At 64.5% G+C, this 22,203-nt stretch carries 24 protein-coding genes; 15 read left to right on the top strand and 9 right to left on the bottom strand.

Features of this window, described 5'->3' with window-relative positions:
- Window positions 1-68: 68 nt before the first annotated feature.
- Window positions 69-518, bottom strand: coding sequence for an ATP-binding protein (locus MB818_RS07440; RefSeq protein ID WP_234138444.1), 450 nt, complete (start codon window positions 516-518; stop codon window positions 69-71).
- 21 nt (window positions 519-539) lie between these two features.
- Window positions 540-878, bottom strand: a complete 339-nt coding sequence (locus MB818_RS07435; protein WP_234138446.1) for an STAS domain-containing protein — start codon at window positions 876-878, stop codon at window positions 540-542.
- Window positions 879-976: 98 nt separating this feature from the next.
- Here MB818_RS07435 and MB818_RS07430 point away from each other — a divergent pair, with 98 nt between their 5' ends.
- Window positions 977-2,149: an acetyl-CoA C-acyltransferase gene (locus MB818_RS07430; RefSeq protein ID WP_234182630.1), complete on the top strand. Its 1,173-nt coding sequence runs from the start codon at window positions 977-979 to the stop codon at window positions 2,147-2,149.
- A gap of 42 nt (window positions 2,150-2,191) precedes the next feature.
- On the opposite strand, the gene MB818_RS07425 is transcribed toward MB818_RS07430, so the two are convergent.
- Window positions 2,192-2,812, bottom strand: a complete 621-nt coding sequence (locus MB818_RS07425) for a LysE family translocator (RefSeq protein ID WP_234216408.1) — start codon at window positions 2,810-2,812, stop codon at window positions 2,192-2,194.
- Window positions 2,813-2,816: 4 nt separating this feature from the next.
- Complete coding sequence (locus tag MB818_RS07420; protein WP_234163161.1) at window positions 2,817-3,182, bottom strand: hypothetical protein; 366 nt, start codon at window positions 3,180-3,182, stop codon at window positions 2,817-2,819.
- Window positions 3,183-3,283: 101 nt separating this feature from the next.
- On the opposite strand from MB818_RS07420, the gene MB818_RS07415 reads away from it, so the two are divergent.
- Window positions 3,284-3,880, top strand: a complete 597-nt coding sequence (locus MB818_RS07415; protein ID WP_238904637.1) for a TetR/AcrR family transcriptional regulator — start codon at window positions 3,284-3,286, stop codon at window positions 3,878-3,880.
- A 70-nt stretch (window positions 3,881-3,950) separates the two neighbouring features.
- Complete coding sequence (locus MB818_RS07410; RefSeq protein ID WP_234138456.1) at window positions 3,951-4,403, top strand: free L-methionine (R)-S-oxide reductase MsrC; 453 nt, start codon at window positions 3,951-3,953, stop codon at window positions 4,401-4,403.
- Here the strand turns inward: MB818_RS07410 and MB818_RS07405 are convergent.
- A complete protein-coding gene (locus MB818_RS07405) occupies window positions 4,380-4,652 on the bottom strand; it encodes a DUF1294 domain-containing protein (RefSeq protein ID WP_164130478.1) in 273 nt (90 codons plus the stop codon). The genes MB818_RS07410 and MB818_RS07405 overlap by 24 nt on opposite strands.
- 187 nt (window positions 4,653-4,839) lie before the next feature.
- On the opposite strand from MB818_RS07405, the gene MB818_RS07400 reads away from it, so the two are divergent.
- From MB818_RS07400 to rarD, 8 genes are all read left to right on the top strand, one after another.
- Complete coding sequence (locus MB818_RS07400; RefSeq protein ID WP_255699984.1) at window positions 4,840-5,439, top strand: helix-turn-helix domain-containing protein; 600 nt, start codon at window positions 4,840-4,842, stop codon at window positions 5,437-5,439.
- Between the two features lie 10 nt (window positions 5,440-5,449).
- A complete protein-coding gene (locus MB818_RS07395; protein ID WP_234216406.1) occupies window positions 5,450-5,821 on the top strand; it encodes a GFA family protein in 372 nt (123 codons plus the stop codon).
- 9 nt (window positions 5,822-5,830) lie between these two features.
- On the top strand, window positions 5,831-8,278 hold the full coding sequence (locus tag MB818_RS07390) for a GcvT family protein (RefSeq protein WP_238904635.1): 2,448 nt from the start codon (window positions 5,831-5,833) through the stop codon (window positions 8,276-8,278).
- Complete coding sequence (locus tag MB818_RS07385) at window positions 8,275-9,342, top strand: alcohol dehydrogenase family protein (protein WP_238904633.1); 1,068 nt, start codon at window positions 8,275-8,277, stop codon at window positions 9,340-9,342. Before MB818_RS07390 ends, MB818_RS07385 begins: the two co-directional genes overlap by 4 nt.
- Window positions 9,339-10,235 carry a homocysteine S-methyltransferase family protein gene (locus tag MB818_RS07380; protein WP_238904631.1) on the top strand — a complete coding sequence of 299 codons (897 nt, stop codon included), beginning with the start codon at window positions 9,339-9,341 and terminating at the stop codon, window positions 10,233-10,235. The genes MB818_RS07385 and MB818_RS07380 overlap by 4 nt, the downstream gene beginning before the upstream one ends.
- A 12-nt stretch (window positions 10,236-10,247) precedes the next feature.
- Window positions 10,248-11,231, top strand: coding sequence for a GlxA family transcriptional regulator (locus MB818_RS07375; protein ID WP_234144391.1), 984 nt, complete (start codon window positions 10,248-10,250; stop codon window positions 11,229-11,231).
- An 87-nt stretch (window positions 11,232-11,318) separates the two neighbouring features.
- Entirely contained in the window at window positions 11,319-13,769 is a 2,451-nt protein-coding gene (locus MB818_RS07370) for a GcvT family protein (protein ID WP_238904629.1), read from the top strand.
- Window positions 13,770-13,972: 203 nt separating this feature from the next.
- Window positions 13,973-14,872, top strand: coding sequence for an EamA family transporter RarD (gene rarD / locus MB818_RS07365; RefSeq protein WP_234138474.1), 900 nt, complete (start codon window positions 13,973-13,975; stop codon window positions 14,870-14,872).
- Here rarD and MB818_RS07360 read toward each other — a convergent pair.
- Together MB818_RS07360 and MB818_RS07355 are read right to left on the bottom strand one after the other, a co-directional pair.
- Window positions 14,830-15,531, bottom strand: a complete 702-nt coding sequence (locus tag MB818_RS07360) for an SGNH/GDSL hydrolase family protein (RefSeq protein ID WP_238904627.1) — start codon at window positions 15,529-15,531, stop codon at window positions 14,830-14,832. The genes rarD and MB818_RS07360 overlap by 43 nt on opposite strands.
- 32 nt (window positions 15,532-15,563) lie before the next feature.
- The gene (locus MB818_RS07355; protein ID WP_234138478.1) at window positions 15,564-15,974 is read right to left on the bottom strand and encodes a nuclear transport factor 2 family protein; all 411 of its coding nucleotides are present in this window, start codon (window positions 15,972-15,974) and stop codon (window positions 15,564-15,566) included.
- A gap of 103 nt (window positions 15,975-16,077) precedes the next feature.
- On the opposite strand from MB818_RS07355, the gene MB818_RS07350 reads away from it, so the two are divergent.
- Window positions 16,078-16,725, top strand: coding sequence for an RluA family pseudouridine synthase (locus tag MB818_RS07350; protein WP_234138479.1), 648 nt, complete (start codon window positions 16,078-16,080; stop codon window positions 16,723-16,725).
- A gap of 85 nt (window positions 16,726-16,810) precedes the next feature.
- Here MB818_RS07350 and MB818_RS07345 read toward each other — a convergent pair whose 3' ends face one another.
- Complete coding sequence (locus tag MB818_RS07345; RefSeq protein ID WP_238904625.1) at window positions 16,811-17,656, bottom strand: alpha-1,2-fucosyltransferase; 846 nt, start codon at window positions 17,654-17,656, stop codon at window positions 16,811-16,813.
- 253 nt (window positions 17,657-17,909) lie between these two features.
- Here MB818_RS07345 and MB818_RS07340 point away from each other — a divergent pair, with 253 nt between their 5' ends.
- The 3 genes from MB818_RS07340 to MB818_RS07330 all read left to right on the top strand — a co-directional run bounded on the left by MB818_RS07340 (window position 17,910) and on the right by MB818_RS07330 (window position 21,513).
- Entirely contained in the window at window positions 17,910-18,347 is a 438-nt protein-coding gene (locus MB818_RS07340; protein WP_238904623.1) for a glyoxalase superfamily protein, read from the top strand.
- A 213-nt stretch (window positions 18,348-18,560) separates the two neighbouring features.
- A complete protein-coding gene (pnp, locus tag MB818_RS07335) occupies window positions 18,561-20,705 on the top strand; it encodes a polyribonucleotide nucleotidyltransferase (protein ID WP_238904620.1) in 2,145 nt (714 codons plus the stop codon).
- A gap of 97 nt (window positions 20,706-20,802) precedes the next feature.
- Entirely contained in the window at window positions 20,803-21,513 is a 711-nt protein-coding gene (locus tag MB818_RS07330) for a glycosyltransferase family 25 protein (RefSeq protein WP_238904618.1), read from the top strand.
- Window positions 21,514-21,520: 7 nt separating this feature from the next.
- On the opposite strand, the gene MB818_RS07325 is transcribed toward MB818_RS07330, so the two are convergent.
- The gene (locus MB818_RS07325) at window positions 21,521-22,177 is read right to left on the bottom strand and encodes an FkbM family methyltransferase (RefSeq protein ID WP_238904616.1); all 657 of its coding nucleotides are present in this window, start codon (window positions 22,175-22,177) and stop codon (window positions 21,521-21,523) included.
- Between the last annotated feature and the right edge of the window lie 26 nt (window positions 22,178-22,203).

Below are 22,203 nucleotides of genomic sequence, written 5' to 3'. Positions count from 1 at the left end.
TTTCTGACCGTTCATTGCGGCATGAGTTCGGAGCGATTGTGGCGAGATTGTGGCGCACTCGATTTTGATCACGATACCTTTGGCAGATCGAACCGCAGCGACAGCAAATTGCTGTTCTGTCGCCGTTCATAGCGGATTTCGCTGACCAGTTGCCGGATCAGGAACCAGCCGAACCCCCCTTCGGGCAGGTCAGCCAGATTGGTATCGACACTGGCCGGTTCGCCCTTGGGCAATTGCCCATCGGGCAGCGGGCGTCCCTGGTCAGAGATTCGGATCAGCAGCTTATTGCTACGCATCTGGCACCGGATGCGGACCTGACCCGGTTCGATGTCGGCATAGGCATGTTCGACCACATTGTTGATCGCTTCGGCCAAAGCGATTTCGACATCGCCGGCCCGGTCCTCGGACAGGCCGCGCTGGCGCAACTGGGTCGCAACCGCGCGAATCCCCTCTCGCGCCTCCATCTCTGTGGCTCGGAAATTCAGGGTAAAGCCTTGCCGATCCGCGTTGAACTGCACCGTGCCAGCCTCCCCGGTGGGTTAATTCGGGTGTACCGCAAGCGCGTCGTCGAGCGTTGCGAACAGATTGAACACGGTATCCATGCGGGTTAGGCGAAACACCTTGTCCACGATCGGGGTAAGTCCGGCGAGGTCCAGCCGTCGGTTGCCGCCGAGTTGCTTCATCGAAGCGACAATCGCGCCCAGCCCGCTCGAATCGATGAACGTGACCTGCGACAGGTCGAGAATCACGCGATCGGGTCCCGCTTCGGTTTCACTGCGCATGTCTTCCTTGAACTGGATCGCCATGGCGGCGTCTATTCGTTCTACATTCACGGTGATCACCCTTGTGTCACCGGCCATGGTGCTGGTCAGACTCATACTCCCACTCCTCGGGTGGCTACTTTTCGCCGCACGAGGGTAGACGGCAATTCTTACCATTCGGTATTCAGGCGCAGAGCTTTCCTCAGGAGGACAGGATGAAAGAAGTTGTCATCGCCGGTGCCGCGCGCACACCGATGGGCGGGTTCCAGGGCATGTATGACGGCGTCAGCGCCGCCGAACTGGGCGGCGCCGCGATTCGCGCCGCGCTGGCCGGGGCAGGGGCCGCCACCGTGGACGAGGTGCTGATGGGTTGCGTCCTGCCCGCCGGTCAGGGTCAGGCCCCCGCGCGCCAGGCGGGCTTCGCCGGCGGTCTGGGCGAAGAGGTGCCCGCCACCACGCTCAACAAGATGTGCGGCTCGGGCATGAAGGCGGCGATGATCGCCTTTGATCAGATCGCGCTGGGCCATACCGACACCATGATCGCGGGCGGGATGGAGAGCATGACCAACGCCCCCTACCTCTTGCCCAAGATGCGCGGCGGCGCCCGTATCGGCCATGGCCAGGTGATCGACCACATGTTCCTCGACGGGTTGGAGGACGCCTATGACAAGGGCCGCCTGATGGGCACCTTTGCCGAGGATTGCGCCGAGCATTACCAGTTCACCCGCGAGGCGCAGGACGACTATGCGCTGCGCTCGCTGCAAAACGCGCTCGATGCGCAGGCCTCGGGCGCCTTTGACGGCGAGATTGCCGCCGTCACCGTCAAGACCCGCAAGGGCGAGGTGGTGACCGATGCTGACGAACAACCCAAAAGCGCCCGGCCCGACAAGATCCCGACGCTGAAACCCGCCTTCCGCAAGGATGGCACCGTGACCGCGGCCAATGCCTCGTCGATCTCGGACGGTGCCGCAGCCTTGGTGCTGGCCTCGGCCGAGGCCGCAGCTGCCCAGGGCCTGACCGTGCGCGCCCGCATCCTAGGCCACGCCAGCCATGCCCAGGCGCCGGGCTGGTTCACTACCGCCCCGGTTCCGGCCGCTAAAAAGCTGCTCGCCAATATCGGTTGGAGCGTCGAGGATGTGGACCTTTGGGAGGTCAACGAGGCCTTTGCCGTGGTGCCGATGGCCTTCATGCATGAAATGGGCCTGTCCCGCGACAAGGTGAACGTCAATGGCGGCGCCTGCGCGCTGGGCCACCCGATTGGCGCTTCGGGCGCGCGGATCATGGTGACGCTGCTCAATGCGCTTGAAAAGCGCGGGCTGAAACGCGGCGTTGCCGCGATCTGCATCGGCGGTGGCGAAGGCACTGCCATCGCCATCGAGCGGGTCTGATCCGTTCGACAGGACACGCGCCGGAGCGATCCGGCGCGTTTCTCAGGCCCCGGCGCGGCGCATCAGGGCCAGCGACCCGGCAACCCCGATCATCGCCAGGCCGCAGAACCGGCCCAGCGACTGCCCTGCCACGCGCCCGCCCTGGTGCCGCGAACAGGCGCCGACAGCGGCATAAAGGCTCATCACCAGCAGATCGGTCGCCACGAAGAGGGCGGCCAGCACCAGATATTGCCGAGCTGCGGGCTGGGTGGGGTCGATGAACTGCGGCAAGAGGGCGGCAAAGAACAGATAACCCTTGGGGTTGGTGACTGCGACCAGAAAGCTGCGGCGAAAGACCGTCGTTGCGCGCACCTGCGGGGCGCTCTCTATCGTACCGGGATGCGTCGCCCCTCGTATCAGCCGGAACCCGAGATAGGCGAGATAGGCCACGCCCGCCCATTTCACCAACCCGAACAGCAGGGCCGAGGCACTCAGCACCGCCCCCAGGCCCAGCGCCGCCGCCGTGATCAGCAGGATGTCCGACAGGGCGGCGCCCATGATCCCCGGCACCGCGCCGCGCATGCCGCCCCGCGCTCCGTTGCCCAGCGCCAGCAAGACGGTCGGCCCGGGGGTGGCGATGGCGGCCAAGGCGGTCAGGACGAAACCGACAAGCATCAGCTCCATCAGTTCAGGCCCCTTGCCGCGACAGTGCAGGGAACAGGCGCACCAGCACCGTGATTGCGGCCAGTTGTGCCGCGATAACGGCGGGCCAGATCAGCGGAAACTGCGGGTCGAGGTATTTCTGCGGCCCGAACGAGACTAGCGCGCCCAAAACGGCGAGCACGGCCAGCACCCGCCCGGCGCGGCTCTCTCCCAGCACAATCGCCGCGATTGCCGCCGAGACCGAAGCACCTATGAACGGCCCGATGCCGAAAAGCGGCGTCGCGATGGGTGGGTGCGGGGGCACTCCGGCGTAGAGTGCGGACAGCATGATCAGCTGCAACAGGATCAGCACCACAAGTGCGGCAAGGCTGGGGCGGTCGGTCTGGGTCATGTCATTCTCCTGAAACGGTGTCATCGAAAAGCGTAATTATGATTACGGTTGCTTGTATCCGTAATGATGATTACGGTTGACGTCAAGCGAAAGGAAACCCGATGAAGGATGACAGCCGCGCCGACCGCCAACAGCAGATCGAGGAAGCCGCCTATGCGCTGCTCGAACAAAAGGGTTATGCGGGCACCTCGATGCAGGGGATCGCGCGGCTCGCGCGCGCCTCGAACGAGACGCTCTACAGCTGGTATGGTGACAAACAGGGCCTGTTCCGGGCGCTGGTCATCCGCAACGCTGCCGAGGTGCGCGCGCAACTGGAGGCCGATCTGGCCGCCGCGCGCCCGCCCCGCGACACCCTGACCGCCCTGGGGCCGCGCCTGCTGTCTCTCTTGCTGGGCGACCGGGCGGTGGCGCTGAACCGGGCCGCCGCCGCCGACCCCAGCGGCGAATTGGGCGCGCTGATCGCCCAATCGGGCCGTGACAGCGTGATGCCGCTGATCGTGCAGGTGCTAAAGGCCGCGCGGGCCGAGGGCCTGTTACGTTTCGACGATGCCGGGGCGGCGGCGGGCCTTTACCTCGATCTGCTGGTGGGCGACCAGCAGATCCGCCGGGTGATCGGGCGCCTGCCCGCACCATCAGAGGCTGCGTGCCAGGCCCGCGGGGCGGCAGCGGTCACGCATCTTTGCCGCCTTCTGGGCTGACCCGTCTCTTGTCTTTGCTCTCTGTCCGCGCGATAGGCTTGTTTCACGCCAGACCCAGCGGAGAGCCGCCATGACCGTTGACTACAACACCCTCGCCAAGACCATCGCCGCCCTGACCGAGGGCGAGACCGATCCGGTGGCGCTGATGGCGACGGTCACCTGCGAGGTGCATCATGCGGACGACCGCTTCAACTGGACCGGTTTCTACCGGGTGACCGAGCCCGGTGTGCTCAAGATCGGCCCCTATCAGGGCGGTCACGGCTGTTTGCGAATCCCGTTTGACAAGGGCGTCTGCGGTGCCGCGGCGCGGACCGGTGAGGTACAATTGGTGCCGGATGTGGATGCCTTTCCCGGCCATATCGCCTGCGCCTCTTCCACCCGGTCGGAACTGGTGTTGCCGGTGTTTGATGGCACCGGCGCGCTGATTGCGGTGTTCGATATCGACAGCGACCTGCCGGATGCCTTTACGGTCGCGGATGCCGAAGCGCTGGGGGCAATTCTAGAGCAGGTCTTTGCCCAATAGGATCACCAGGGCGGTGATCTGAAACAGCACGATGGACCAGAGCCAGCGGCCAAAGGGCTGTTTGCGGGTCTTGTGCCGGAACAGCCACCGCGACAACAGCGCCGCCGGGCTGCCGCCAAGGGCGGACAGCCAGAGCAGCAGATGCTCGGGCACCCGGCCACGGTTCCAGCGCGCCGAGAGCTTGTCCCAGGCGAACAGAGCCACCGTCAGCCCGTTGAGGACCCAGAGATAGAGGATCGCGTTCCACATGGGCGGGTCTTAGCGTTTGCCCGGTTAGATATGCAAGAACCGGCGATGGAAAAGGGGGGCGCTGCCCCCGCCGCCGCAAAGCGGCGACGCGCCCGGAGTATTTGCTGCGAAGTGAAGCGGTGTTCTGTTGGTTCGTGAAATTTGTGTTGAGAATTTCACGAGAATCGCGTCATCATGAAATTCGAGGATGATTTTTCACGAAGCTTGGGAGGCGCCGGTGAATACGCAAGCCCCGTCCAGCGCGACGCTTGGCGCCGATCTGCGCGCCCTGCGCAAGGCGCGCGGCCTGACGCTGAGCGAGATCGCGGCCCGGCTGGGGCGGTCTGTCGGCTGGCTCAGTCAGGTAGAGCGCGACATGTCCGAACCCTCGATCTCGGACCTGCGCCAGATTGCGGGTTGCCTGGGCGTGCCGATGTCGATGCTGTTTGCCCATGCCGCCGCCCCGGCCGAGGAACAGGGATACGTGGTGCGGGCGGGCGCGCGGCGGCCCATGGGCTCGGGCGAAGAAGGCCTGATCGAAGAACTGCTGTCGCCGGATTTGACCGACGATTTCGAGATGGTGCATTCCACCTTTGCCCCGCATTCGCGGATGCAGACCCCGGCCAACCGACCCACGCAAGAGGTTGGATACATGCTGTCGGGGCGGCTGGAGCTGACCATTGGCGGGCGCATCTTCTCGGTCGGGCCGGGCGACAGTTTCCGTATCCGCCATGAACCCTATCAATGGGCCAATCCTTATGACGAACCCGCCGTTGCTGTCTGGGTGATCGCGCCACCGGTATATTGAGGAGAATGCCATGATCAAAGGTTCCTGCCTGTGCGGCGATATCCGCTACGCGACCGAAGCCGAGCCCCAGGGCGCCTCGATGTGCCATTGCGGTCAGTGCCGGCGGCAATCGGGCGGCATCTGGTCCTCGGCCTTTGTGCCCGAGGCCGACCTGACCATCACCGGCACGGTCAGCTGGTTTGCCGCCAGCGACAGCGCCAAGCGGGGGTTCTGCGCTCGTTGCGGCTCTTTCCTGTTCTGGAAGGCCAATGACGAAGACACGATCAGCTTTTCGCTTGGATCCATTGATGGCCCCACCGGCCAGCGCCTGACCAAGCACATCTTTGTCGCCGACAAGGGCGACTATTACGACATCGCGGACGATGCGCCGCAAAAGGACTAGGGAGTGAACATGTCCGATTTTCCCAACAAGGCCCGCGTGGTCATCATCGGCGGCGGTGTGGTGGGGGTGTCCTCGCTCTATCACCTGGCGAAAAAGGGCTGGACCGACTGCGTTCTGCTGGAAAAGAACGAGCTGACCGCGGGCTCTACCTGGCATGCGGCTGGCAACGTGCCGACCTTTTCGACCTCGTGGTCGATCATGAACATGCAGCGGTACTCGACCGAGCTTTATGCCCGTCTGGGCGAGGAAGTCGACTACCCGATGAACTATCATCAGACTGGTTCGATCCGTCTGGCGCATACCAAGGAGCGGATGCAGGAGTTCGAGCGCGCCTGCGCCATGGGCCGCTATCAGGGCATCAAGATGGAGATGCTGACGCCCGACGAGGCCAAGGCGCGTTATCCCTTCCTGGAAACTCATGACATGGCCGGGGCGCTTTACGATCCGACAGATGGCGATATCGACCCGGCGCAGTTGACCCAGGCACTGGCCAAGGGCGCGCGCGACATGGGGGCCAAGATCATCCGCTTCTGCCCCGCGACCGGTGTCGCCCAGCAGCCCGATGGCAGCTGGATCGTTCATACCGACAAGGGCGACGTTGCCTGTGACTATGTGGTCAACGCCGCAGGCTATTATGCCCAGCGGGTTGGCGAGTGGTTCAAACCCTATGGCGGGCGCACCGTGCCGATGATGGTGATGAGCCACCAGTATCTGCTGACCGAACAGATCCCCGAGCTTGAGGCTTGGTCCAAGGAGAACGGTCGCAAGCTGCCGCTCTTGCGCGATGTGGACGTGTCCTATTACCTGCGGCAGGAAAAGAACGGCATCAATATCGGCCCCTACGAGCCCAACTGCCGCGCCCATTGGGATGTGGACAGCGATCCGATGCCCGACGATTTCAGCTTCCAGCTCTGGTCGGACGATCTCGACCGGATCGCGGATATCGTCGCCGACGCAATGGAACGCGTGCCCGTTACCGCCACCGCCGGTGTCAGCCGCATCATCAACGGGCCGATCCCCTATGCCCCCGATGGATTGCCGCTGATCGGCCCGATGCCAGGCGTGAAAAACGCCTTCGAGGCCTGCGTGTTCACCTTCGGCATCGCCCAAGGGGGCGGCGCGGGCAAGGTGCTGGCGGAATGGATCGTCGATGGCCAGACCGAATGGGACATGTGGTCCTGCGATCCGCGCCGCTATACCGATTACACCGATCACGACTACTGCGTGCAAAAGGGGATGGAGGTCTATGGCAACGAATATGCCATGCACTTCCCCTGGCATCGCTGGCCTGCCGCACCCGACAAGAAGGTGTCGCCGGTGCATGACCGGGTCAAGGCGCAGGGCGGCGTCATGGGTGTCTATAACGGCTGGGAACGCGCCAACTGGTTCGCGCAGCCGGGTGATGACACCTCCGAGGGCAGCACCCACACCTGGGGCCGCTCCGGCCCGTGGGAGCAGCGGATCAAGGAGGAATGCGAGGCCGTGCGCGACCATTGCGGCGTGCTCGACCTGCCCGGTTTCTCGCGCTTTCTGGTCAAGGGCGCAGGTGCCGCCGAGGCGCTGCGCGGCCTGATCACCGGCGGTCTGCCCAAGGTGGGGCGGATGAACCTGGTCTACATCTCCGAGAAGCGCGGCCGCATCCTGACCGAAATGTCCTGTATCCGCCTGGGTGAGGACGAGTTCGTGATGATCACGGCGGCCACCGCGCAATGGCATGACCGCGATATCCTGCTGGCCGCCATGCCCGCCGGTGTCACGGTCGAGGATGTGACCACCACCCGCGACACGCTGATCGTCACCGGCCCGAAATCGCGCGAGATCCTCGCCGGGCTGTCGGACGCCGACCTGTCGCAAGGCTGGCTGACGCATCAGGCCGCCACCGTCGCGGGCCAACCCGCCTTTCTGATCCGCGTTTCTTTTGCCGGGGAACTGGGTTGGGAGGTGCACGCGCTCAACGAACATATGCCCGCGATCTATGACGCGATCCTTGGTGCCGGGGCCAAGCCCTTTGGCATGTGGGCGCTGAATTCGCTGCGCCTCGAAAAAGGCTATCGCGCATGGAAGGGCGATCTGTCGACGGATTACTCGATGCTCGAAGGCGGGTTGGAACGCTTCGTCAAGCTCGACAAGCCACAGGATTTCCCGGGCAAGGCTGCGATCCTGGCCGAGAAACAGCGCGGGGTGAAGAAAAGCTTTGTCACCCTGCTGGTCGAGGCCGGAGATTGCGACGCGCCCTATATGTCCTGCCTCTGGCATGACGGGCAGATCGTGGGCGAGACCACCTCGGGCGCCTGGGGCTATCGCATCAACGCCAGCGTGGCGCTGGGCATGGTGCGCGCCGATCTGGCGGTGCCGGGCACCGAGTTGGAGGTCGAGATCTACGGAGAGAAATGCCGCGCCGTGGTGCAGCCCGATCAACCGCTCTGGGATCCCGAAAACAAGCGGTTGCGCGCATGACCATCCCCGCCACCATGTCCGGCGTCCAACTGACCCGCCACGGCGGGCCAGAGGCACTGGCGTGGTGTGATGACATCCCCGTCCCGGCCCCCGGGCCGGGGCAGGTTCTGGTCCGGGTGCTAGCCGCCGGGGTCAACAATACCGACATCAACACCCGGATCGGCTGGTATTCCTCGGAAGTAACCGGCGCCACCGACAGCGGCGAGACGGGCGAGGCGGGCGGCTGGGCCGGGGCGCTCAACTTCCCCCGCATCCAGGGCGGCGACCTCTGCGGGCGCATCATCGCTCTGGGCGCGGGCGTGACCGGCTGGACCATCGGCCAGCGCGTCACCTGCCAGATCAACCTGCCGCGTCCGACACCCGACAACCCCTTCGGCTTCGTGGCCCTTGGCTCGGAACTGGACGGCGCCTTTGCCGAATATTGCCTGCTCGAGGCAGGTGACCTCTTCGACGTCACCGCCTCGCCGCTCTCGGACATCGAAATCGCCGCCATGCCCTGCGCCTATGGCACCGCGTGGAACCTGCTGGCGCGCTGCGGAGTGGGGCAGGGCGATATGGTGCTGATCACCGGCGCCTCGGGCGGCGTGGGGCTCGCCGCCGTACAACTGGCTGCGCATCTGGGGGCCACAGTCACCGCGATGACCGCGCCGGCCAAGGCCGAGGCCGTCACCGCCGCCGGGGCAAGAACCATCCTGAACCGCGACGACACGCCGACACCAGGCCATTTCGACCGGGTGATCGACGTTGTGGGCGGCCCGATCTGGCCCGACCTGATCCGCGCCCTGAAACCCGGTGGGCACTATGCCGTCTCGGGCGCCATCGCCGGGCCCATGGTCAGTGCCGATCTGCGCCAGATCTACCTGCCCGACATCACCCTCCACGGCGCCACCTACCAACCGCGCGCGGTCTTTGCCCGCCTCATCGACCTGATCAACACGGGCGCCATTCGCCCGCTGGTCTCGGCCACCTATCCCCTCCACCAGATCGCCGAGGCGCAGGCCGAATTCATGACCAAACGCCTGCCCGGCAAGATCGTCCTCATCCCCCCACAGGAGCACCCATGACCGACATTACCCTGCTTGATGGCTCCATCGGCCAGGAACTGGTCAAACGCGCGGGCAAGCGCCCGACGCCGCTCTGGTCCACCTCGGTCATGCTCGAGGCGCCCGATCACGTCGGCGCCGTCCATCGCGACTATTTCGAGGCGGGCGCCACTGTCGCCACCACCAACACCTATGCGGTGCTGCGCGACCGGCTTGAACCGGCCGGGATCGGTGACCAGTTCGAGGCGCTGATCGACACCGCGCTGGCCCAGGCCGAAACCGCCCGTAGCGCGCATGGTTCGGGCCGCATCGCGGGCGCGCTGGGGCCGCTCGGCGCCTCTTACCGCCCCGACATCTGCCCGCCACCAGAAGAGGCCGAGGCGCTTTATGCCGACAGCGTCCGGGCGATGAACGACCGGGTCGATCTGTTTTTGATCGAAACCGCCGCCTCGGTCGCTCAGGCCGAGGGCGCGCTCCGGGGTGCGTCCCTTGGCAGCAAACCCGTCTGGCTTTCGGTCACCGTGATGGATGACGACGGCAGCCGCCTGCGCTCGGGCGAAGGGGTGGGTGAGCTGGCCGCCATCGTCGCGCAATACCAGCCCCAGGCGGTGCTGGTGAACTGCTCCCGCCCCGAGGCCATGGCCGCCGCGCTCGACATCATCGCGGGCTTTGGCCTGCCCTTCGGCGCCTATGCCAACGGCTTCACCCGCATCACCGAAGGGTTCCTCAAGGACCGCCCCACGGTCGAGGCGCTCTCCGCCCGCGTCGACCTGACGCCCGAGGCCTATGCCGATTTTGCCATGGGCTGGGTCGGTCAGGGCGCCACCATCGTCGGCGGCTGTTGCGAGGTCGGCCCCGAGCATATCGCGCATCTTGCCCGTCGCCTGCGCGCGGCGGGGCATCGTATCGTCTGAGGAGTGCGGCACATGGGGGCCGAAACAACGCTGAAACTGGTTAAGGCCGAAACCCGGCAAACGCAGTTCGATATCATCGTCGCGCCTGGTTTCGTGCTGACCGAACTGGCCGCTTTGGTCGACGTATTGCGGATCGCCAATCGGGTCTGCCCGCACCCCCCCTTTGCCTATACTTACCGTTCCCTGCGTGGCGGTCTGATCGAAAGCAGCAGCGGCGCCGTGGTCGCGACCGAGCGGGTGCCGGCCCAACCAAGGGCGGACTACCTGTTCGTCATCGGCAATTCCGATCCCGACCAGCCCGAATTGTCGCTGGGACGCGTCGTCAAGGATTACACCTTTCGCGGGGCGCAGGTATTTTTGCTGGCCGAGGCCGCGAGCCGATATATCAACGAACGCGGCACCGCCGATCTGGCCACTCATTGGGAAAACGCCGCGTTTCTGCGCGAACGCGGCGCGCGCTTTGATGCGACCTTCTCGCTGGCGACAGAGCAGGGGCCGGTGGTGACCTGCGCGGGCATGGGGGCGACGGTCGACGTGGTTTTGTCAGTGATCGGGCGACATGTTTCGGGCCCGGCCAAGATGACGGTTGCCGATATCATGCTTCACGAACATATCCGCGACTTTGCCACGATGCAGCCGTTCTCGGGGATCAAGACCACCTCGACCGGGGACGAGGCGCTGGATCAGTGCATCAAGATGATGCAGGCCAATATCGAGGACCCTCTGCCCATTGGTGAGATCGTTGCGGCGCTCGGTCTGTCCAATCGCTCGTTGGAGCGCAAGTTCCGAACCTATATGGGGACAACGCCCAACAACTTCTATCGCGAGATGCGGCTGGCCAAGGCCAATTCTCTGCTGCTGAACACCGCGATGAGCGTACGCGAAATCGGGCTGGCCTGCGGCTTTCCGAACGGATTCTCGGCGGTCTACAAAAGCTTCTACGGGGTTACCCCCTTTGTGCTGAGGCGGCAGAAACGTGCGGCTGTGCAGCGGTGATTTTCACCGCTGCCGTGACGTTTTTGATGGATTTCCTGTCGCCCACCCGTGGCATTGTCGGGCAAATCGCAAGTTGTGGAGACATATATGGCTGATCTTCCCACCCAGGCCCGCGTGGTCATCATCGGCGGCGGCGTCGTCGGCTGCTCGGTCGCCTATCACCTGACCAAGCTCGGCTGGAAAGACATCGTTCTGCTCGAACGCAAGCAGTTGACCTCGGGCACCACCTGGCATGCCGCGGGCCTTATCGGCCAGCTGCGTGCCAGCTCGAACATGACCAAGCTCGCCCGGTACTCGGCCGAGCTCTATATGGGGCTCGAGGCCGAGACCGGCGTTGCCACCGGCATGCGGCAGGTGGGCTCCGTCTCGGTCGCGCTCACGGGCGAACGGCTGGAAGAGCTCTATCGCAACGCCGCCATGGCCCGCGCCTTTGGCGTCCCGGTCGAGGAACTGTCGCCTGCCGAGGTCAAGGAGCGCTATCAGCATATCAACCTCGATGGCGTCACCGGCGGTGTCTGGCTGCCGACCGATGGTCAGGCCGATCCGGCCAATATCGCGCTGGCGCTGGCCAAGGGCGCCCGCCAGCGCGGCGCCGTGGTCAAGGAACGGATCAAGGTGACCGGCATCGCCAAAGCGGGCCGCCGGGTCACCGGCGTCGACTGGATCAGCGACGATGGCTCTGAGCAGGGCCATATCGCCTGCGAGATGATCGTGAACTGTGCCGGTATGTGGGGCCACCAGGTGGGCCGCATGGCGGGCATCAACGTGCCTCTGCAGGCCTGCGAACATTTCTACATCGTCTCGGAACCCATCCAGGGCCTGACCCAGATGCCGGTTCTGCGAGTCCCCGACGAATGCGCCTATTACAAGGAAGACGCCGGCAAGATGATGCTGGGTGCGTTCGAGCCGAAATCGAAACCCTGGGGCATGGACGGCATTCCCGACACATTCGAATTCGACCAGCTGCCCGAGGATTTCGACCATTTCGAACCCATCCTCGAGGCCGCCGTGAACCGCATGCCGATGCTGGGCAGCGCGGGCATTCACACCTTCTTCAACGGACCCGAAAGCTTTACCCCCGACGACGCCTATCACCTTGGCCTTGCGCCCGAGATGGACAATGTCTGGGTCGCCGCCGGGTTCAACTCGATCGGCATCCAGTCGGCGGGCGGCGCGGGCCATGCGCTAAGCCAGTGGATGGACAGCGGCGAGAAACCCTTTGACCTGGGCGATGTCGACATCGCCCGCATGCAGCCCTTTCAGGGCAACAAGCGCTATCTGGTCGAACGCTCGACCGAAACGCTGGGCCTGCTCTATGCCGATCACTTTCCCTACCGGCAGAAAGCCACCTCGCGCGGGGTGCGCCGCACCCCGTTCCACGAACATCTCAAGGCGCAAGGGGCCGTGTTCGGCGAACTGGCGGGCTGGGAGCGCGCCAACTGGTACGCGCGCCCGGATCAGGAGCGCGAATATCGCTACAGCTGGCGGCGGCAGAACTTCTTCGACAACGTGGCCGAGGAGCACAAGGCGATCCGCACCGGGCTGGGCATGTATGACATGTCCTCCTTCGGCAAGATCCGGGTCGAGGGGCCGGACGCCACCGCCTATCTGAACCATATCGCGGGCGGTCAGTTCGACGTGCCCGTGGGCCGCATCGTCTATACCCAGTTTTTGAACGTGAATGGCGGGATCGAGGCCGACGTCACCGTTACCCGCCTGAGCGAGACCGCTTATCTGGTCGTCACCCCCGCCGCCACCCGCTATGCCGACCAGACCCGGATGATGCGCCTTGTGGGAGATTTCCGCGTGGTCATCACCGATGTGACCGCGGGCGAAGGCGTGCTGGCGGTGATGGGCCCCAAGGCGCGCGAGTTGATGGCGCGGGTCAGCCCGAACGACTTCTCCAACGATGTGAATCCCTTTGGCACCGCGCAGGAAATCGAACTGGGCATGGGCCTCGCCCGCGTCCACCGGGTGACCTACGTCGGTGAACTCGGGTGGGAGATCTACGTCTCCTCCGACATGGCGGGGCATGCGTTTGAAACCCTGTTCGAGGCGGGCCAGGATCTGGGCCTGAAACTCTGCGGCATGCACGTGATGGATTGCTGCCGGATCGAAAAGGCGTTCCGCCATTTCGGCCATGACATCACGCCCGAGGATCACGTGCTGGAGGCCGGGCTTGGCTTTGCGGTCAAGACCGACAAGCCCGATTTCATCGGCCGCGACGCGGTGCTGCGCAAGAAAGACGAAGGGCTTAAAACCCGCATGGTCCAGTTCCGCCTGACCGACCCCGAACCGCTGCTCTATCATAACGAGCCTCTGCTCAGGGACGGCCAGATCGTCGGCTATCTCAGCTCGGGCGCCTATGGCCACCATCTCGGCGGTGCCATCGGCATGGGCTATGTCCCCTGCGCAGGCGAAAGCGCGGCGGATGTTCTGGCTTCGACCTACGAGATCGACGTGATGGGCTCACGTGTCCGTGCAGAGGCCGCGCTTGCCCCGATGTACGACCCCAAATCCGAACGGGTGAAGGTCTAGCGTTCTGCCAAAAGGAGCGCCTGCGGCGCGCTCTGTTGGTGCCGCGCGTTCCGCGCGGGGTGCGAGGCGCTGCCTCGCGCTCCGGGATATTTCGGGCAAGAGGAAGGGGCGATATCACGGGTGTTGATGGGCCAGTTCACGGATTTGGTGCTTTTCTTTCCTGGCGTGCCTGTTCACAACGGGCGGGCAGAGGAGAATGCGAGATGAGCGATCACCGGCCCGAGAATGTGGATACGCCCAAAGGGCTGGTGCTGGCGATCACCGCCTATCTGTTGTGGGGGTTTCTGCCTCTGTACATGAAGGCGCTGGCCCATGTTCCGTCGGTCGAAGTGGTGGCGCACCGGGTGATCTGGTCGGTACCTGTCGCCGGAGCGCTGCTGGTGGCGCTGGGACGCACCCGCGATCTGCGCGCGGCATTGCGCAATCCGCGCATGCTGGGCATGGCCTGCCTGACGGCGGCGCTGATCTCGGTCAACTGGGCGATCTATGTCTGGTCGATCGCCAATGGTCGCGCACTGGACGCGGCGCTGGGCTATTACATCAATCCGCTGTTCAGCATCGCGCTGGCGGGGCTGTTCCTGGGAGAGCGGCTGAGCCGGGCGCAGATGGGTGCCATTCTGCTGGCCGCGGCAGGGGTGGCTGTTTTGATCGCTCAAGCGGGAGAATTGCCCTGGGTGGCGCTGGGCCTGACCTTCAGTTGGGGGTTTTATGCCTTGTTCAAGCGGTCGCTGCCGATCGGTCCCAATCAGGGGTTCCTGCTCGAAGTGTTGATCCTGTCGCCCTTTGCGCTGGCTTATGTGGTCTGGATCAAGGCGCAGGGGCAGGGGCATTTCGGGGACTTCGGGGCCGACAGCCTGTTGTTGGCCGGGGCCGGTGTGGTGACGGCGGTGCCGCTTCTGTTTTATGCCAACGGGGCCAAACTGGTGCGTCTGTCGACCATGGGTATCCTGCAATACATCGCGCCCACGATGATCTTTGTCACCGCCGTGGCGCTCTTTGGCGAGGAGATCGACCGCGCGCGCATGATTGCCTTTCCGATGATCTGGGCCGCGCTGGTGATCTATTCCGTCCCGATGCTGCGGCAGATGCGGCGCGCGGCCTGATCGCGGATCAGACCGGCCAGCCCCTCGGCCCACCGATCATAGGCCAGCGGGCTGGGATGATAGCCGTCGCGGGCGGCCATTGCCGGATCGGGTGGAATGACGGGATGGTGATACACCGCCTGGGGGTGATGCGCCGCGACCTGTTGCAAGGCGCGGTCGAGCCGCCGGGCCTGCGCACCCAGTATCCAGGCAAGCGGTTGCGGCAGGGCCGGAAACAAGGCCATGTCCGGTACCGCAGTGACAATGACCACCTTCGCCCCGAGCGGGCCCGTCAGATGATCCAGCAGTGCCGCCTGACGCCGGGCGAAGCTGCGCGCACTCGACCCGCGTGTGGTGTCGTTCACTCCCAGCGCCGTGACTGCGATGTCGAACGGTCCGGTCAGCCGGACCAACCGGTCCAGCGTGTCGCGGGTGGTGTGGCCTGTTGTTGCCTCGAGCCGCCAGTCGAGCGTATGTTCCAGGGCGAGCCGCGCCACCAGCCGGCCGCTCAGTGCCTCGGCCTGGGTCGTGGCGCCGACCCCGGCGGCCGAACTGTCGCCCGCGATCAGCAGCCGCAACTGGGGGCCACTGCCCGCCGTGCCGGCGCGCAAACCTGCGGGTTCGGGCAAGAGCTGCGCCTTGCGCCGTACCGCCAATCCCTGTGCGGCCAGAACCGGCAACAGGGGCAGGCGCAGAATCTGGTCGATCCCGATCAGCTGAGCGCCTCGCGATACTTGAGGAAACGTGCATCGGTCATCACCCGCGCGTTCATTGCGTCGCGCAGGGCGCCGATGGTCTTGTACGGGCGCATGACCACTTCGAATTCCTGGATCAGTCCGGCGTCGTTGAGGGTAATCAGGTCGACGCCGACCGCGTCCAGATCACCAACCTTGCACTGAAACTCCAGCGCCCAATCCTTGCCCTCACCCATGACGCGGCGATAGCGGAACTCGGAAAACACCTGTCCGACATGGCCCAGAACCGCGGCGACCGGGTCGCGACCGGTCCAGGTCTTGTAGTAGGTCGGCGGCAAGAAGCGAACATCCTCGGCCAGCAGGGCGTGGATCAGGCTCTCGTCGCCCTTGGCCACCACCTCTTGCATCCGTGCGATCGTGGGGTGCATCTGCGTTCTCCTCTCGATGGTTTGGCCGCAGCCTTGCGCCACCTGACCGGCGGCGCAAGCACGACGTTGCGAGAGGCCGTCGTCTGCGCTAGGGCATGCGGTCATGGACGACAACTACACTCCCCCACAAGACCCGCTGGACGTTATCCACGAGGATGCCGAACTGATCGTGGTGAACAAGCCCGCCGGGCTGTTGTCGGTGCCGGGGCGGGGTGCGCATCTGGCCGATTGCCTGCTGTCGCGGGTGCAGGCGGGATTTCCCGGTGCGCTGCTGGTGCACAGGCTCGACCGGGATACATCGGGGGTTATGGTCTTTGCCCAGACGCCGCATGCCCAGCGCAACCTCGGTCGTCAGTTCGAAGAACGCAAGACCCGCAAGACCTATGTGGCGCGGCTTTGGGGCAAGCTTGAACCCAAGACAGGCACCGTCGATCTGCCGCTGATCGTAGATTGGCCCAATCGCCCGCGCCAGATGGTGTGTCACGAGACAGGTAAACCCGCCGTGACCGATTGGCGGGTCCTGCGATACGAAGGCGATACCACCCGCGTGCGCCTGTTTCCGCGCACCGGGCGGTCGCATCAGCTGCGGGTGCATTGCCAGGCGCTGGGTCACCCGATCCTGGGCGATCCGTTCTATGCCACGGGCGCCGCGCAGGCGTTTCCGCGACTGATGCTGCATTCCGAGGAGTTGCGCCTCAAGCACCCGGAAAGCGGCCGTTCGATGACGTTTCGCGCACCCGCGCCCTTCTGAACGACCGTAATTCCCTTCACTTTGCCGCAAATACTCCGGGGGGTGCAGGGGGGCAGCGCCCCCCGCTGCGGCGTTTGCTATATGCTCAAACCTCGGTCTTCAGCCAGTTGGGCGGCAGGATGTCGGGATTATGCAGGTTCGGATCGCCGAACCAGCGGGCGGGGCCGGCTACCCGCTTGTCCGGGTTTGCGTTCAGCCATGCCGCCCACCACGAGAACGAGGAGTTGCCGATGATATTGTGGCGGCACAGACTCATCAGGCGCATGTCCTCGAAATCGGTCTCGGGCCCGTTGAAATCCACCACCACCTTTTGCACCGGCAGCGGCAGGTTGTCCCGCGCCCAGCCGGGATCGTCCGAAAAGACAAAGACAACCGGATTGCCCACGACCCCCTCAAGGATCCGGGTCAGCGCGGTCTCGTAGTAGCGCTGGTCGCACAGCGCATGGGCGGCCAGCGCCACGTAGTCCCCCCGCCGCACATGCAGCGAGATTGCTGGGCATTCGCCGATCCGCGCGGCCATTTCCGCGTTTTGGCTGTTGGAAAGAGCGGGAAAGGTGAAATCGGCGCGGATGCGGTCGGCGATATGAGCGAAATAACGTTCCGACTGCCAATACCCGTGCAGATAGCTGCCGTCGCCCCACCCCTCGATCGCCGGGTTGTAGCCCAGCCCGCGCTCGCGCCGAAAGCGCGGTGGCAGGCCCAGTACCCGCCAGGCGCTATAACGAAGGAAGCCGTCGCCTTTCAGCGGTGGCAGGCGGTCGGGCGTAGCGAGGTCCAGATCGAAGACGCGGGTCAGCACCCCTTCACCACGCGCCTCGGCCAACCGGGTGTCCAGCGCGACCTGCGTGCCCAGACGCAAGGCCAGACCGCGCGCGGCGGCATATTGGAACATCTGGTTGCCAAGGCGGCCGTGCAGGCGGGTGGTGATCATGATGCAAACTTCTTGGTTTCGGCACTTAGTAAAGAAACCGTGATGGATTGTGTAGGATCAAACGCTGTCCCATGGGGGCTTGTTGACAGCTCGGGGTCCCTTACCTATCTAACCGCCAGGTTCGGGTTCCCTGCCGCTCGCGGCCCTTGGCCATGGTGAAACCCGCTTGATCACGATCCTTGCCCTTTTCCGGCGCTTGGATGGCAATGCGAGCCCCGTCCGTTTTGATGCGCCCGTTTTGGAAAACGAGGCAATGATGACACATAGAATACCCACCGCGCCCATCGAGGCGTACAAGGCGCAGGCCCGTCGCCTGCGCGACGATCTGCACGCTGCGGGAACCCCGATCAGCCATTCGCGCGCGCTTGAACTCGTGGCACACCAACACGGTGTCCGCGACTGGAACACGCTGGTGGCCGAGGCTGGCAACCGGCTGCATTTCAGCGTCGGTGACCGGGTGTCCGGCGAGTATCTGGGCCAGCCCTTCACCGCCGAAGTCCGGGGCCTGTCCGTGCTGGGCGATGGTGGCCACCGCCGCATCACGCTGCATTTCGACCAACCGGTCGATGTGGTCCGGTTCGACAGTTTCTCGGCCCTGCGCCAACGGGTCAGTGGCGAGATCGGATGGGATGGCCGCTCCAGCCGGCGTACCTCGGACGGCCAGCCGCAACTGATCGTGCGCCCAATCTGATTTGGGAAACCATCTGGTCGCGCGCCGCGCTCCCGGCGCGCGCCATTCCTCTTTCAATCCGTCGCAAACTCCTGTATGGGCGCAAAATCTGAGACGTGGTGCCCGGACCCCGGCACCGTGAAGGAAATGATAACGGGGTCGGCGGCAATGGGGCCGCCATTGAAACGGGAGACCCGGGATACGCCTGGGAGTGCTCCCATCTAGGATACGCACATGTTTGATGTAACGACGAAATCGATGCAGTGGGGCGAGGAAACGCTGACACTGGAATCGGGCAAGATTGCCCGTCAGGCCGACGGTTCGGTGGTTGCCACCCTGGGCGAGACCCGCGTGATGGCCAACGTGACCTTTGCCCGTGAGCAAAAACCGGGTCAGGACTTCTTTCCCCTGACGGTCCATTATCAGGAAAAATACTATGCCGCGGGCAAGGTGCCGGGCGGTTTCTTCAAGCGCGAGGCGCGCCCGACCGAAAAGGAAACGCTGACCGCGCGCCTGATCGACCGGCCGATCCGCCCGCTGTTCGTGCCGGGCTTCAAGAACGAAGTGCTGGTGATGTGCACCGTGCTGAGCCACGATCTCGTCAACGATCCCGATATCGTTGCGATGATCGCCGCTTCGGCCGCGCTCACCATCTCGGGCGTGCCGTTCATGGGCCCGATCGCAGGCTGCCGCGTCGGCTATGTCGATGGCGAATATGTCCTGAACCCGACGGTCGACGACATGCAGGACCTGCGCCTGAACCCCGAACAGCGTCTGGACCTGGTTGTTGCCGGGACCAAGGACGCCGTGATGATGGTGGAATCCGAGGCCTATGAGCTGACCGAGGCCGAGATGCTGGGCGCCGTGACCTTTGCGCATGAGCAGATCCAGCCGGTCGTGGACCTGATCATCGGCTTTGCCGAACAGTGCGCCAAGGAACCGTTCGACTTTACCCCGCCGGATTACTCAGACCTCTACGCCGCCGTCAAAGCCGCTGGTGAAGAGCAGATGCGCGCCGCTTTCGCGATCACCGACAAACAGGAGCGCACCGCAGCCGTAGCCGCAGCGCGTGAGGCCATCAAGGCCGCTCTGACCGAGGAACAGCTGGCAGACGGCAATCTCGGCTCGGCCCTGAAGAAACTCGAAGCCGGCATTCTGCGCGGCGACGTGGTCAAGGGTGGCAAGCGGATCGACGGCCGTGACACCACCACCGTGCGCCCGATCGTGGCCGAAACCGGCCTGCTGCCGCGGACCCACGGGTCTGCCCTGTTTACCCGGGGCGAGACCCAGGGTCTGGTCGTGACCACGCTGGGCACCGGCGACGATGAACAGTTCATCGACGCGCTGCACGGCAATTTCAAATCGAACTTCCTGCTGCATTACAACTTCCCCCCCTACTCGGTGGGCGAGGTTGGCCGCGTGGGTTCGCCCGGCCGTCGTGAGATCGGTCATGGCAAACTGGCCTGGCGTGCGCTTCAGGCGGTGCTGCCGGCGCCGACCGACTTCCCCTATACCATCCGCGTGGTGTCCGAGATCACCGAGTCCAACGGCTCGTCCTCGATGGCATCGGTCTGCGGCGGGTCGCTGTCGATGATGGATGCGGGCGTGCCGCTGAAATCCGCCGTTGCCGGTGTGGCCATGGGCCTGATCCTGGAAGACGATGGATCTTATGCGGTTCTGACCGACATCCTGGGTGACGAAGACCACTTGGGCGACATGGACTTCAAGGTGGCGGGTACCGAAAACGGCATCACCTCGCTGCAGATGGACATCAAGGTTGCGGGCATCACGCCTGAGATCATGGAGAAAGCCCTGTCGCAAGCCAAGGATGGGCGGATGCACATCCTGGGCGAGATGAACAAGGCGCTGTCGGGCGCTGCCGACTTCTCGGTCCACGCACCGCGCATCGAGACCATGCAGATCCCCACCGACAAGATCCGCGAAGTGATCGGTTCGGGCGGCAAGGTGATCCGCGAGATCGTCGAAGTGTCGGGCGCCAAGGTCGATATCAACGACGATGGCATCATCAAGATCGCTTCGCCCAACGGCGACTCGATCAAGAAAGCCTATGACATGATCTGGTCCATCGTGGCCGAGCCCGAAGAGGGTCAGATCTATACCGGGAAAGTCGTGAAGATCGTCGATTTCGGCGCCTTCGTGAACTTCTTTGGCAAGCGCGACGGCCTGGTGCACGTGTCCCAGATCGAAAACCGCCGCCTGAACCATCCCTCGGACGTTCTGAAGGAAGGCCAGGAAGTGAAGGTCAAGCTCTTGGGCTTTGACGATCGCGGCAAGGTGCGCCTGTCGATGAAGGTTGTCGATCAGGAAACCGGCGAAGAGATCGTGCCGGAAAAGAAAGAGGCCTCTGAGGCGGAATAAGCCTCTGGTCTTGCACAGACGGAAAGGCCCGGACATGCTGTCTGGGCCTTTTCCATTCGGGCCGCGCGTTGGACAGGCGGCGACAGGGAGGTCCGGCATGGATCCGATCGGTTTCGTCATTCATCTGGAACGCGCCAAGGACCGGCGCGCGCAGGCCGAGGCGCTGGTGGCGGAGCTGCCCTATGCCGTGCTTCTGCCTGCGGTCGATGGTGCGGCACTGGCACCGGAGGCGCGGGACCGGGCCTTTCGACCGGGGCTGTTGAAACCCGCCTATCCCTTTGATCTGCGCCCGGGCGAGATCGGCTGTTTCCTCAGCCATCGTGCCGCCTGGGCCCGGTTGGTCGAGAGCGAAGCAGAGGCTGCACTGATCATCGAGGATGACATGGCGTTGGAGGCAGGCTTTGCTGATGCGCTGGCGCTGGCGCAGCGCCATGTGGCGCAGATGGGCTATATCCAGTTTCAAACCCGTCCGGTGACCGCGCCCGCGATAGATCAGCAAGGGCAGGCAGTGCTGATGCAGCCCGATCTGACACCGCTGCGCACCTCGGGCCAGCTGGTAGCGCGCTGGGCGGCGGAACGGCTGCTGGCCCTGACCGAACCGTTTGACCGGCCGGTCGACACGTTCCTGCAGATGCACTGGCATACCGGGTTGCGACTGGGGGTGATCAGCCCGTCGGGCCTGCGCGACCGGACCGGGGCCATCGGCGGCAGCACCATCGGTGCGAAAAAGAGCCTGACCGAGCGGCTGACCCGCGAATGGTATCGCGCACGCTATCGTGCGGCGGTGCGGCGGCTGTCACGCGGCTAAAGGCGCCTTAGCGCAGGCGCCATTCCTCCCAGATGAACGGATAGCACCAGGCGCAGTCATGGGTTTCCTCCAGCCGCGCGCAGATCGCCGCGCGGGCGTCGATCTGCGCCGGTTCGAACAGGTGAAACTGCACCTGAAGCCGCGCGATGCGGGGCATCAGCCCGCTCTCCAGCAGGGCGGGCAGCAGATCGTATTCTCCGCCTTCGATATTGACCTTCATCAGATCGACCCGGTCCAGCCCCAGCTCGGCAAAGACTGCGCCGACAGGACGCACCGGCGCCGTGAGCGCGCCACCCTGACAGCCAAAGGCCGAGGAGGCATCGCCATCGTCGCTGAGCGTCAGGGTGCCCTCGGCCCCGCCCATGGCAAAATCATGAACCGATACATTCGGCCGGTCGGCGTACTTCGCCCTCAGCGTATCGGCAAATCGGGGGTGAGGTTCGAACACATGTACCCGCGCCTTGGGCTGAACGGACAGGATCAGATCGGCCCAGCCACCCTCGAACCCGCCGACATCCAGAACCACCGCTTCGGAGGCAAGATCGTCATATGTGTGAAACCGCGTCTTCAGCGCATTGTCGGCGCGCCAGGCCTTGAGCCCGGCATAATGCTCGGCCTTCCAGGGGTTGCGGCGCAGGTCGAGCCAGCGTTTCAAAGAGGCCATGGCAAAGGTCTTTCTATCGTTGACGG

It is taken from the genome of Ruegeria alba (genome assembly GCF_022321465.1).
GTDB classification, from domain to species: Bacteria; Pseudomonadota; Alphaproteobacteria; order Rhodobacterales; family Rhodobacteraceae; genus Ruegeria_B; species Ruegeria_B alba.
This window is presented reverse-complemented; position numbering and strand designations above follow the sequence as displayed.

Bases quoted from the DNA above. Each gene is read 5' to 3' on its own strand.
- MB818_RS07435 (WP_234138446.1), bottom strand. From the start codon at position 878: ATGAGTCTGACCAGCACCATGGCCGGTGACACAAGGGTGATCACCGTG.
- MB818_RS07430 (WP_234182630.1), top strand. From the start codon at position 977: ATGAAAGAAGTTGTCATCGCCGGTGCCGCGCGCACACCGATGGGCGGG.
- MB818_RS07425 (WP_234216408.1), bottom strand. From the start codon at position 2,812: ATGGAGCTGATGCTTGTCGGTTTCGTCCTGACCGCCTTGGCCGCCATC.
- MB818_RS07420 (WP_234163161.1), bottom strand. From the start codon at position 3,182: ATGACCCAGACCGACCGCCCCAGCCTTGCCGCACTTGTGGTGCTGATC.
- MB818_RS07415 (WP_238904637.1), top strand. From the start codon at position 3,284: ATGAAGGATGACAGCCGCGCCGACCGCCAACAGCAGATCGAGGAAGCC.
- MB818_RS07410 (WP_234138456.1), top strand. From the start codon at position 3,951: ATGACCGTTGACTACAACACCCTCGCCAAGACCATCGCCGCCCTGACC.
- MB818_RS07405 (WP_164130478.1), bottom strand. From the start codon at position 4,652: ATGTGGAACGCGATCCTCTATCTCTGGGTCCTCAACGGGCTGACGGTG.
- MB818_RS07400 (WP_255699984.1), top strand. From the start codon at position 4,840: ATGATTTTTCACGAAGCTTGGGAGGCGCCGGTGAATACGCAAGCCCCG.
- MB818_RS07395 (WP_234216406.1), top strand. From the start codon at position 5,450: ATGATCAAAGGTTCCTGCCTGTGCGGCGATATCCGCTACGCGACCGAA.
- MB818_RS07390 (WP_238904635.1), top strand. From the start codon at position 5,831: ATGTCCGATTTTCCCAACAAGGCCCGCGTGGTCATCATCGGCGGCGGT.
- MB818_RS07385 (WP_238904633.1), top strand. From the start codon at position 8,275: ATGACCATCCCCGCCACCATGTCCGGCGTCCAACTGACCCGCCACGGC.
- MB818_RS07380 (WP_238904631.1), top strand. From the start codon at position 9,339: ATGACCGACATTACCCTGCTTGATGGCTCCATCGGCCAGGAACTGGTC.
- MB818_RS07375 (WP_234144391.1), top strand. From the start codon at position 10,248: ATGGGGGCCGAAACAACGCTGAAACTGGTTAAGGCCGAAACCCGGCAA.
- MB818_RS07370 (WP_238904629.1), top strand. From the start codon at position 11,319: ATGGCTGATCTTCCCACCCAGGCCCGCGTGGTCATCATCGGCGGCGGC.
- rarD (WP_234138474.1), top strand. From the start codon at position 13,973: ATGAGCGATCACCGGCCCGAGAATGTGGATACGCCCAAAGGGCTGGTG.
- MB818_RS07355 (WP_234138478.1), bottom strand. From the start codon at position 15,974: ATGCACCCCACGATCGCACGGATGCAAGAGGTGGTGGCCAAGGGCGAC.
- MB818_RS07350 (WP_234138479.1), top strand. From the start codon at position 16,078: ATGGACGACAACTACACTCCCCCACAAGACCCGCTGGACGTTATCCAC.
- MB818_RS07345 (WP_238904625.1), bottom strand. From the start codon at position 17,656: ATGATCACCACCCGCCTGCACGGCCGCCTTGGCAACCAGATGTTCCAA.
- MB818_RS07340 (WP_238904623.1), top strand. From the start codon at position 17,910: ATGATGACACATAGAATACCCACCGCGCCCATCGAGGCGTACAAGGCG.
- pnp (WP_238904620.1), top strand. From the start codon at position 18,561: ATGTTTGATGTAACGACGAAATCGATGCAGTGGGGCGAGGAAACGCTG.
- MB818_RS07330 (WP_238904618.1), top strand. From the start codon at position 20,803: ATGGATCCGATCGGTTTCGTCATTCATCTGGAACGCGCCAAGGACCGG.
- MB818_RS07325 (WP_238904616.1), bottom strand. From the start codon at position 22,177: ATGGCCTCTTTGAAACGCTGGCTCGACCTGCGCCGCAACCCCTGGAAG.